This window comes from Streptomyces adelaidensis (assembly GCF_016598475.1).
Lineage (GTDB): Bacteria > Actinomycetota > Actinomycetes > Streptomycetales > Streptomycetaceae > Streptomyces > Streptomyces adelaidensis.
The window spans coordinates 23440-34796 of the sequence record NZ_JAEMUX010000003.1 but is presented as its reverse complement, the minus strand read 5'-3'; the positions used below and the strand labels follow the sequence as shown (position 1 = coordinate 34796).

Here is an 11357-nt window from a genome sequence, read left to right as displayed (position 1 = left end):
GTCTCGTGAAGTAGAACGAAGCACTGGAGAGCCACGGCCCTCAGTTCATGAATAGCCACGACGGCAGTTCTGAACTGGGGGCCTTCTCAATGCCGCAATGAATATTGAAGTTATCCGGCGAAATGATATATAATCACTGCATATGACTAAGCGTAAACAAAACACTCCAACTCAAAATGAAAAAATCGGCAAGGTTGCATTAATTGCGACCATATCAATTATGGGTGCATGGGTCGCTATGATTGCCGTTCAGGCCGTGTTAGCATTTGAGCTGTCGTTTCTCGTCTACACGCTCCCATACTTACCTCTCATCTATCTTTCGTGGCTCATGTTGCGAAATAAAGCTAAGTTTGAAAAATTTAGGCGGCTCATAACGCTGCTGAACTTTGCTGGCGTCGGATCCATCATCTTATTTATCGTTGTCTACTACGACTTCGTGCAAAACTTTGGAAACTAGATCCATCTAATAACAAGGTGAAAAGCCGAAGACTCCCCAAGTTGGGAGTCTTTTTTGTTTGTCCGCACTTACTTGCAAACCTCAACAATTGAACTCCTCAAATTCTCAGCAAGCCATGTCACTCTTGGTGTCGGGGTACTAGGTTATACAAGGCTTGCGCACCCACGCGTTTCATTGCCTCCATCACCACTGTTGGAGACGTTCGCACCGGTGTTGTGGTCTGCGCCAAAGCCATTGAATGAACAAACCCCCTTCCCCATAGTGGAAGTAGAAGTACGCACACGGTGACGCGAAGTCGCTCGGGAATGCTGCTTCCTTCCGCAACAAGTTGAGTGCAGCCGCACAACGAACCCCGCGATCGTATCGTGAGGCTTATTTTGTGCTGCCCTGAGCTTTCGGAAGTCAACGTGTAACACCGGAAGGAGGGCCTATGCCAATACAAGATATCAACCCTAAAGCGAGAGGCGCACCGCCTCAATCGGGGCTCAGTTGGTTCGAGGTTCATTTCCCTCACGAGTTGTCGCCCGCCGACGTGGTCAAGGTACTGCAACCGCTCGCGCATCGGCCGTTGGTCGGCTGGTGGAGAAGAACGCCCGACGTGACCTTTGAACTGCGCGCCAAGGCGGGCACTGTGCGCTGGCTGGTCGGGATCGATCCCCAGATCAGCGACGACATACCGGCTCAGCTTCGCGCCCAGCTGTCCGGCCTCGTGCTCGTCCCCACCCCTGATCCGTCGCGGCCACTGACACAGGCGGCGTCCAACGTGAAGGTGTCCAGTGACACGGAGCCGCTGCGAACAGAGGCGGGGCCAAGCGTCGCGGCGGGGCTCCTGGAGGTCATGAACGCTCTGACCAAAGGAGAGTCTGCCGTTGTCCAGTGGGTCATCGGCCCGGCGCAGCAGCGCCGCTACCGCCCGGATGAGTTCAGCGTTGCCCGCGCCCTCGGCTTACGGGCGGTGGTTCAAGCGACGGCCGACGATAAGCGGCTGTGGAGGCAGAAGGCTGCGGAACCGCTCTTCGCCGTACGCGGCCGGATCGGTGCCCGCTCTGCGCATAGTGGACACGTTCAAGCCATCGTGCGGCGACTGGGCGAAGCGCTCCAACTGACCAACGCCGCTCGTGCCCAGCTCCGTGTCATCCGACCAACCGCCCGCACCGCTGACCAGCTCGACCACGTTACAGGGCTCAGATGGTCGGGCATCCTCAACGCCGCCGAACTGGCCGCCGTCCTCGGCTGGCCCGTAGATGGAGCTGGATCACTCGCCACGGCTCACGGTCGTCAGCACCCGGCACCCTTCGCACTCCTGCTGCCACAAGAACGGCGGCACCAACGAACCGAGCGCGTCCTCGGTGCCGGCCTACACCCAAGTCAGACCGATCAACTCGTCACGCTGCCGACAGAAAGTGCGCTGCACCATATCCAGGTCGTCGGGCCGACTGGAAGCGGCAAGTCCACGGTGTTGGAGCAGTGGACACGAGCGGACATCCGGGCGGGGCGAAGTGTCTTCGTTCTTGAACCGCGAGGCGACCTGGTAGAAGCGATCCTGGCCGGCGTGCCCGCGGGGCGTCGTAAGGACGTCGTCATCATCGAGCCCACGGCCGCCGGTGAGGTCGTCGGCTTCAACCCGCTGGCGGGCTCTGTGGCCGGTGCCGAGCAACGAGCCGACCATCTCTTGCACCTGTTCCACGAGCTCTACGGCAGCAGTATCGGCCCGAGAAGCAGTGACGTGCTCCTGCATGCCTTCACTGCGCTGGCCCGCAGTCGTCACGGCACCCTGGCTGATTTGCCCGTCCTCCTAACCAACCATGGCTTCCGCCGTCGGGTGCTCACGGAGGTAAACGACCCGCTCGTCCTCGCCCCCTTCTTCTCCTGGTACGACGGCCTCTCGGAAGCAGAACGTCAACAAGTCATCAGTCCGGTTCTCAACAAGACCCGGGCTTTTTTAAGCCGCACGGCCATCCGAAGAATGCTCGGCCAAGCGCAACCACGGTTCGATCTGGACCAGCTGTTCCAACGGCCGCGCATCGTGCTGGTGAACTTGAACACTGGCGTCATCGGGGCGGAGACGGCACAGCAACTCGGCGCGCTCCTAGTGACGCAGCTCTGGCAAGCCATGCAGCGACGCGCCTTGATGCCGACAACCAACCGTCAGCCGGCCATGGTGGTCATCGACGAGGTTCATAACTACCTGAAGCTGCCGGTAGATCTCGGCGACATGTTCGCCCAGGCGCGCGGGCTTGGCGTCGGCCTTACCGTGGCGCATCAGCACCTGGCCCAGCTCTCCTCGAAGATGCGGGCAGGCTTCAACGCCAACGCTCGTAACCGTGTCGTCTTCCGTCCAAGCGTCGAGGACGCAGCACCTCTTGCTGCTGTTCTTGGCGGCGGCCTGGTGGCTGGTGATCTGGCACGGCTTGGCGCGCACGAGGCGTACGCCGAAGTCCTAGTCGATCGACGTCCCAGCGAGCCGTTCCTGATCCGCACCCTCCAACCTGACGGCCGGATACTCAGTGACCCCGCCGACCTTCGACGCGCAAGCGCCCAGCGGTACGGCGTCGACGGCCCCGGCCTGGACGAGGAACTTCGTCAGCGGTGGCAAGGACGCTCCTCTACGCCCGACGCACCCATAGGGCAGGTGCCACGGAGCCACCCATGACGGTTCGCTTCCCCGGTTCGCCTCGGCCTTCTTGTCGTGTTGGTTGCGGTAGTCAGTACTCCCCTGTTGCTGCGCTCCAAGCGCCAGAGGATGTCTCACCGAGAGAAGGTCTCCGATGAGACCACCAACGTTCTCCACGGGGCGGGTAGACCGTGTGCGCCGCCGACTCAGCGACCGTGACCTTGCCGTCCTGGGCGCGCTGCAACGCGTTCGGCTGTTGAGCGTCCGCCAACTACAGCGCCTGTTCTTCGTGGATGGATCACCAAGCGCACGGACGCGCCGGGCGCAGCTTCTGATGACGCGACTTACCAAGGTCGGCGTCGTCGTCCGGTTCTCCCGAGTCATCGGCGGCATCCGGGCGGGCTCGTCCGGCTACATCTACGGCCTGTCCGGCCTGGGACAAGCGGTCATCAACGCGGACGGCCCGGCTGGCGGGAAACGTCGGCGGACCTGGGAGACGAAACCGTACTTCCAAGACCACATGCTTGAGGTGTCGGAACTCTACGTTCAACTCGTTGAGCAGCACTGGGCAGGGCACGGCGAACTACTGGCCTTCGACTCGGAGCCAAACGCCTGGCGTCACTTCACCGGCCCCGGTGGCGAACTGGTCGTCGTCAAGCCGGACGCGTACATCCGTCTCGGCTCGGCCGCTCTCGAAAGCAGCACGTTCATCGAGGTCGATCTGTCCACGGAGACGCTGCCGACCATCCAGCGCAAGTCACAGCGCTACATCGATTACTGGCGCTCCGGCATGGAGCAACAACGACGCGGCGTCTTCCCAAAGGTGCTGTGGCTCGTGAAGGACGAGCGCCGCAAGGAACGCATCGACAGCGTGATTCGCAAGCTTGCTCAAGACGCGCACGCGCTCTTTGAAACCGGTCTTCTAGGGACCGGCGGGAAGCTACTGGGTGGCACCACATCTGGAAGCGCCGCATGATGCAGAAACCACAATGCCGAAGTCCACCAAAGTCATTAACAAGCACAACAAATTGAGTTACAACTAAGGAGGGTTTATATGAATGAAGAAAACACGCACACCACCGAGCTCCGCGGAGACGCCGGCTCACCACTTCTTCTTACGGTACGCGAGGCGTACTTGAGACTGCGGATCAGCAAGTGGAAGTTATACGACTTGATTCGCTCGCGTCTACTTGAGTCGGTGCAGATCGGAAGACGCCGTTTCATACCGGCCGACGCTCTGCGCACCTACGTCCAGCGACTTTCCCGGGAGTCCCTTGCCTAATGGCCCGCCGTAGAGCTAATGGCCAAGGGTCAATCTCTCGGCGTAAGGACGGACGGTGGGACGTTGCTGCGTGGGTTCTGTCCGCAAACGGAGAAATAAAGCACGTCCGGACAACCGTCAAGAAAGAAGAGGAAGCAGACAGAAGGCTCACTGAGCTAAAGGCCAACCACAACAACGGCATCCCAGTCGCTGACAAAAACTACCGACTCGGAGATTACCTAGACTACTGGCTTGAGGGTTTCGTGAAGCCGAATCGTCGCCCTAACACATACGCCCAGGACGAGACAATCGTCCGGCTCTACCTGAAACCAGGACTTGGAGGCCAGTACCTTCATAAGCTTTCCGTCCCCGTGGCTCAGGTGTACTTCACCAATCTACGAGCCGCCGGTATGACCGTGACCTACATAGCCACGATCAGGAAGGTACTAAGTTCGGCGTTGACGCGTGCCATGCGGGAAGAACTGATTACCCGCAATGTGGCCCGCCTTGTTGAACTCCCCTCAGATCCCGGCGAGAAGAAGGAAGCAATACCCTGGCGTCTTGACGAAATACAACAGTTCCTAACGGTCATCCGCTCGGAGCGCCTACACGCTGCCTATCTGCTGCTCCCAACCACCGGACTCCGGAAAGGAGAACTCCTTGGGCTGCGCTGGCAAGACGTGGATGCACAGAGGCGAATCCTTCACGTGCGTCAGCAGCTGACCGGCTCGGGAAGACGCATGCACATTGGGCCACTCAAAACGAAAAAGAGCCGTCGCGACCTTCCGCTTGTTAGCCACGTGCTTGAAGCGCTCCGTGAACACTATGAAGAACAGCGAGCCCGGGGGATTACGTCGGAGCTAGTGTTCACGACCGATAGCGGTGGACCTATAGACCCAAAGAACTTCCTCAAGATGTTTCAGAGGTTCTGCAATAAGAACGGCCTACGAGTCATTACCGTTCATGATGTGCGTCGCACCCAAGCAACTCTGCTGCGCTATCTCGGGGTGCCGATGAGGACTATCCAACACATTCTCGGCCACTCGCGTATGAGCACTACCGAACTCTATGTGCTCGGCGATGAAGACGAAGGCCAGCAGGATGCCATACAGCTGATAGAAGAGCGGTTGCTTCCAGTCGAAGCGTCGAGGAAAGAACAAAGAGTTAGTTCGCTGGCGCGCTTCATTGACGGCAGCGGTAGCCGTCAACTTAACCGTCAAGAGAGGAAAAACCCGACCTGGTGGTCGGGTTCTACCTCTGGTGCGAGTACCGGGACTCTAACCCGGGACCTCTTCCTTGGCAAGAACATTCGGGCCAGCGTGCCAGAGCGGATAACAGAAGTCGATGCGGCTTTGAAAGTACACAGAAGGCGGTTGATGTTGGGGGTCGTTGCCGTCAACTTAGCCGTCAAAAACACGACGGGTGAGGAGGTAGAACTTGCCACGTAAGTAGAGCCACCCAATTCGCAGGCCAGCCCGCTCTCAGCTAATCATCCCGATGTTTCCCCAAGTGGCCGTGAAACCCTTCACGCTTACCCGGATAGTCAGCTGGACCTCTTTCTCATTAGCTCCTTGGATCAGCAGTCGATCAGTCTCAACACTTACCTTCGTAATTAGCTTGTCATCCTCTAGCAGGCAGTACAGCGGAACTTCGTCGGCAGTTGGCGACCACGAGGAAGGCACTTCGGTTTGGTCTGTTGGTCGTCGTAGCGCATCAAACAAGGTCTTGAGCTGGTTGTCGATATCACCAGCCTTAGAGATAACTGCGCCAGGAGCCTCCGGTCGCAACAGGAAAATGTCCAGTTCGGCGTAGAGCTTGTAGTAGGGGTGTACCAGCGGAGCGAAGTTGTTCCCTTGAATGGCAGTCAGAAAGGCAGCATCACTGCTGTCTTCTTCCTCTTCACTATCTCGCGTTACCAGGTTCTTGCAACCAGCCAACGCAGGGTGGGTTCTCCAGAGCTCTTTAAGCTGCGGGTGTAGTTTTCGGCGAATTTCATGCTTGACCTTCGCGTTGCTGCTGCTCGGCAGTTGGCCGCTATACGTGAGCGTGAAGTGCATACACCGTCTCCTCTTACACATCCATCATTTGTTGAACAGTATGATATGTCTGGGCGTCCTGATCCTGAACTTCGCCCACCAGGGGTTTGAGCCCGGTGGCCTACACGCCCAAGCTCAATCTCTCCGCATAGACCAAGACGACCAACCCCGCGCCGGCCACGGCCGGTTGATCTACGCAACCTAGCTGCGCCGGGCGTAGGTGTCATGAGGTAATGACTGCCGTGGATCAGAACTCGCTACGGAAGCTCGTGGAGGGGCAGCTCCTCCGGCTTGAGGGCAACGCCTTCCAGGACTGCATGGATCGGCTCGGCCTGGAGCTGTACCCCGGCGACTACCAACCCGTGCGAGCGGCTGGGCCGAAGGGCGACACAAAGAACGACGGTTACTGCCCGAAGGCCCGGGTCTTCTTCGCAGCGCACGCCACGCGCGGCGAGCGGATCGACAAGACCAAGGCGAAGATCCGCGGCGACTTGGAGGGTTGCCTCAAGGAGCATCGGGACGTGCAGGTATGGCGCTTCCTCACCAACGACACGTTGCCGGGCGAGGTCGACCAGTTCATCGACAACGAGCTTCGTCCCTTGTACCCGGGCATCACCATCGAGGTGTGGGGACTCAAGACGCTCGCCGATGTGATCAGCAAGCTCAAGAAGGAGCAGGTCGACAGGATCATCGACGTCATCACGGTGGACGAGCCAGAGTTTGAAGTCGTGGTGCTCGACCACATGAAGACAGGACGAGACCTCTGGCCAGTCCTCTCAGGTTGTCTCGGATGGTTGCCACATGAAGAACCAGACGACTGCACCGACGAAGAGCAGGACCTCATCGACAGTGCGATCCAAACCTTCCAGGACTGGAGCGACATCTCAGGAGACATCGAGTTCTCTCGCTCCTCGGTACGGGACGCGCAGAGAAGCATCACTGCCATCCTGGAGGATCTTGCCGAGATGAAGCTCGCCCTCTACGCCGCAACGGCAGGCGACTACCCCCTTACTGGTGGCTCATCGCCCTTCTTGGGGACTGTCGCCATCTTCAGGATCACTCGGGTGACTGGGGGGCAGGACGCAGCTACAAGCAACTGACGCATCGTCGGTCTTCGCACGGAAGAACCGAGGCACCAACTCGGCGCCGGCCACGACTACTAGGTCTGCCTGATCAAACCCCGCAAGCGAGGCGCCCCACGACCGAGTGGCCGCGGGACTGTTCTATGTGCGGATGGTCAAGCCCTTGTGCCCGCCGTACAAACTCCACGCTCACTGCTCAGGCAGTAGCCCATTCTTCCATGACTGATGTGGTTTCTTCGATACAGAAGTCAACGGCTTCGACGAACGATGCAGCATCGTGCGACGGAAAATAAATCGGCACGAGTCCGAAGAGCGGCTGAGTTACATCTACCCTCGCCAGGTCGACGCGAGAGTCTAGGTTGTAGTGCATCAGGGTGTTGCGGAACGGCTTTGCTGAGCGATCCATAATCAGGCTTGCCGACGATGTACCTGCGATCTTCTCGATAAGCGTCGTGGACCGCGCGGTCAGATCACCAGGTCGCTCATCGTGAAGCATCTGCAAGCTGCCAAGAACCTGATAGAGGGTCAGGAAGCGTATCTTGAATACGGTGTATTCGACCTCATTCGCATCTGTGCCCAGCGCGACCACCGAGTCGACGAAGTTCATCATCCCCCGGAATACCATCAGGAGTCGGTTGATGTCTGGTGTGCCCTTGCCATTAAATACCTGTCCATAGTATTTGGTCGATCGAACGTCGTTGCGTCGCTGATCAAAGCGCATCGGATCGAGTTGACTCACAAAGGTCTTCGCGCCTGAATCGGTTCTTGCACCTAGGCGACCGAAATAGCGTCCGTACTCTTCGTAGATAGCCTGAAGCTCAGGGCCCGATCCCTCTTTCAGCATTTCGACAGGATCAAAGCCCATATGGAACGTGGCGGCATGCGTTGTCGAGATAATCCTTCCGTCGTAGCTATAGAGACCCAAGTCCGTCTCTAGGAAACGGGCGGCCTTAAGCCACGTATTATTCAGGAACCTATCCGTGTGCGCAGGGGAAATTTCGTCACGGAAATAAGTGAGCTGACCTTCGATGCCTCGCCGGTTGTCCTCGAATAGCTTCAAGCTGTGGCGCGAACGTGCGACGATCGCTTCGGCATCAGCTGACAACAAGGCGGGCAATGTCGGGTCAATGCGCTTGAGCTTGCTATACGACTCATACACAAACAGTGACAGGTACGGCGCCAAACAGAACATGATAGTGCCATTGTGCTCCGCAGCTCTCGACTCGCCCAAGTCGCGGCCAAAGCGCCCCACATAAGCCGCATCACTTTTTATGCCGAGTGCCACTACATCATCTTGAACTCCCATTATTTTCTCCGTTCTCGATCCAGAATCATTCGGACCGTTTTAATTCCCATTACTACCAGGTCTTAATCGTCGTACAAGTCGCTGCGGACCATCAGCTCAGCGTTCGGCAAACGACTCATCCGCTTCTTAAAATCATCTGACACACTCTGCGTTGTTGCGAACACGATTCTCGCCGGATTCTTGAGATGTTTACGCACGAGTGCTTCGAACTTCTCTACATCCTTAAGCTTCAAGGTCTCCGTCTTGCACTCACCGAAGACGATCTGACCATCGAGGATGCAAGCAACGTCCATCTCTCGGCTCTTGCCTGGCCCTGCAAAGTTGAGCAGGTCGATCTCGGGGGCGTAGTGGAACGCCGTAGTGGACTGCGACTTGAGCTTGTAAAGCACCTGAGCGGTGAGATGCGAGTTCTTCTCGTAGAACTGGTAGACCGTCTCCGCGAGCTTGTAGCACCACCGCGGCTCTACCATCCCGTTCTTCCAGTGTTTTTGCGTGAACTGTTGGCGGAATGAGCAACGATTGCACGTGAACGTCGATGAGAGCGCATTTAGGCCGTACCAGGAAGATAGACTGCACCGCTCGCATTTCAAGATGTAGCCGCGCTGAAGAACATCTTTCGTAAGGAGCTCGTCCACCAGATCAGCGGCAGCCTCCTTACTCCCGATACTCGCTGCAAACGCGTCAAGGTCCAGGTATGCCCTCTGATCCGTGCGGACGTAGAAGACGCCATCATCTACATTCTTGTTTGTCTGCATGAACTTATCCAACACGGATCTGGTCGCCTTGGCTTTGATAAACTTTCCGAGCTCATCAAGACCACCAAACCGACTCACTGTGTCGTTGAAAAACTTTCCTTTGTCGGAGTACTGAGTCGTGACATCGGTAGCCGCGAAGTACGAATCAAACAGACTCATCACGTCCGGCATCTCGATCTTTGGTCGGACTAGGACTGAATCCAGCTCGTTACCGAAGATCATGGCGTTAGGGCAAAGGTAGACGACACCATCGTTTGCGACGCGAGATTCAGTCGTCGAGCTACCCCTGAACAACTTGAGAATGTCAGGACCAAGAGTCGGAAGCGATGGCGGCTGATAACCCTCAACCTGAAGTGATGTCAGCCAGTAGTGATCACCCAACCTGATCTCACTGAAATTCTTAGGTTTGGGCGTATCGAGGGGGCTCACGCTCTTGCCGTCGATGAATCCCATACTTCTATAGTTGGCGTAATTGGCCTGCTCGAACACTCGTAGCGCGCAAGAGGTCGAGATGGAGGCGATATCGACGCAGTCCGTAGCAGCGATGAAACGGGAGCTTTCAACAGAGCTTCTAGCCATCTGGCTCTTATAAGCAACAAGCTGCCTCTTGCTCAAGCTCATACTGCAAAGCTGAAGACGCTTGGGGTCATGACCGTACTTGATGAGTCCAAATGCTATGCCGACAAGCCGGCGAGCCGCTTCGTCTGTGGCAGTAAACGGAGGAATATTGGTGCTGCCCTGTTCCCGCAGCTTTCGTCGTCGATTGAGGGCAACGGTAAAATTCTTTAGCCACGCAAGCGGCAGCCAGATGACTCCTTCGTGCATCCGCGAGAGAGAGTAGTACAGGCAAAAGTCGTCCACTGTGTCGCCGAGAACGAGCACGACTGGTTCTTTATGCGTTCGATGGAGGTCGACTCTGTAGTACTGGCCGAGATGGAGCATATTGATGGTGAACGGCACATTCTGAGCGTAACCCCCCGATTGGCCGTGCAGCTGATTCTCGCCGATCAGTTCCCCGAAAAGATCTAGCGAATCATAGTCATCCGGAATGGACTTGGTAATGAAACCTTGCTCATCCATGTCCTTTTGATATCCCTCGCTGCTGGTGCCGGTCTGCGAGTGGATCAACAGAGACAGGGTGGGGTCGATCTCAGATTTAGGGAGATTCACCTGACCGATAGGTTGGGTAGCGCACGAAGCGATCTTAGCAATCTTGGTAAACGGGTAACCGAAGCCTGAGCTTCGACTCACATGCTGGTCAATTGCATAAGTGTCATGATGAAACGGGCTGAGACGGTAGAGAAGTTCTTTTTGGAGGTCGTCAGTGATTTCAAGTTGGTCATGGTGAGACATAGACGCGCTCTCCGAGAAGAGCCTCTCGAAGCTCTCCATGGGGAACTCCTTAGCGATCCACTCTTTCCGCTGACGCTCCTTGGCTCTCTGGTAGATCTTTGGGTCAGCATACTCAAGATCCAAGAAGCTGAGGCTGTAGGTAGCAAGGTAGTCAGGGCTGTACGCCTCAAGAAGTTCCCAGTACTTATCTGCGATAGAGGCGCCATCGGTAGGAATGATGAGGAAGTAGCGACCTCCCCAGACCTCGGAGGCCGCGGCAATAGCGCCGTCGGCTGCGGTCTTCCAATGACCGCTGTTCCTGTTAATGAAGATCGCGCAGCGTGGCGGACGTACGGTTGCAGTAATGTTCTGGTAGGTTAGCTCTCCACCCATACGTACGTCTCCTCAAGGCGCTACTCGAATTTTTCTGCTTGAATTCTCGATTATTCTTGTTTCTATTATCCTCTTTCCGCCTCTGTTGTTCAATGCTCTTCACTCTGTTGGTGTCGTGCTA

9 protein-coding genes are annotated in these 11357 nt (G+C 57.0%); 6 read left to right on the top strand and 3 right to left on the bottom strand.

What is annotated here, in order from left to right; genetic code table 11:
• The first annotated feature begins 142 nt into the window (after positions 1-142).
• From I8N67_RS02170 to I8N67_RS02150, 5 genes are all read left to right on the top strand, one after another.
• Positions 143-457, top strand: coding sequence for a hypothetical protein (locus tag I8N67_RS02170; RefSeq protein WP_200300821.1), 315 nt, complete (start codon positions 143-145; stop codon positions 455-457).
• A 517-nt stretch (positions 458-974) separates the two neighbouring features.
• Positions 975-3110, top strand: coding sequence for a type IV secretory system conjugative DNA transfer family protein (locus I8N67_RS02165; protein WP_200300820.1), 2136 nt, complete (start codon positions 975-977; stop codon positions 3108-3110).
• Positions 3111-3264: 154 nt separating this feature from the next.
• Positions 3265-4047 (top strand): replication-relaxation family protein, encoded by a 783-nt coding sequence (locus tag I8N67_RS02160; RefSeq protein ID WP_200300819.1) that lies wholly within the window; start codon positions 3265-3267, stop codon positions 4045-4047.
• 78 nt (positions 4048-4125) lie between these two features.
• The gene (locus tag I8N67_RS02155; RefSeq protein WP_200300818.1) at positions 4126-4353 is read left to right on the top strand and encodes a helix-turn-helix domain-containing protein; all 228 of its coding nucleotides are present in this window, start codon (positions 4126-4128) and stop codon (positions 4351-4353) included.
• Positions 4353-5780 (top strand): tyrosine-type recombinase/integrase, encoded by a 1428-nt coding sequence (locus tag I8N67_RS02150; protein ID WP_200300817.1) that lies wholly within the window; start codon positions 4353-4355, stop codon positions 5778-5780. The genes I8N67_RS02155 and I8N67_RS02150 overlap by 1 nt, the downstream gene beginning before the upstream one ends.
• A 33-nt stretch (positions 5781-5813) precedes the next feature.
• On the opposite strand, the gene I8N67_RS02145 is transcribed toward I8N67_RS02150, so the two are convergent.
• A complete protein-coding gene (locus I8N67_RS02145) occupies positions 5814-6389 on the bottom strand; it encodes a hypothetical protein (RefSeq protein ID WP_200300816.1) in 576 nt (191 codons plus the stop codon).
• A 212-nt stretch (positions 6390-6601) separates the two neighbouring features.
• Between I8N67_RS02145 and I8N67_RS02140 the strand changes: the two genes are divergently transcribed.
• Positions 6602-7468, top strand: coding sequence for a hypothetical protein (locus I8N67_RS02140; protein WP_234044836.1), 867 nt, complete (start codon positions 6602-6604; stop codon positions 7466-7468).
• A gap of 178 nt (positions 7469-7646) precedes the next feature.
• On the opposite strand, the gene I8N67_RS02135 is transcribed toward I8N67_RS02140, so the two are convergent.
• Positions 7647-8735, bottom strand: a complete 1089-nt coding sequence (locus tag I8N67_RS02135; RefSeq protein ID WP_200300815.1) for a hypothetical protein — start codon at positions 8733-8735, stop codon at positions 7647-7649.
• Between the two features lie 83 nt (positions 8736-8818).
• Complete coding sequence (locus I8N67_RS02130) at positions 8819-11236, bottom strand: hypothetical protein (protein ID WP_200300814.1); 2418 nt, start codon at positions 11234-11236, stop codon at positions 8819-8821.
• Between the last annotated feature and the right edge of the window lie 121 nt (positions 11237-11357).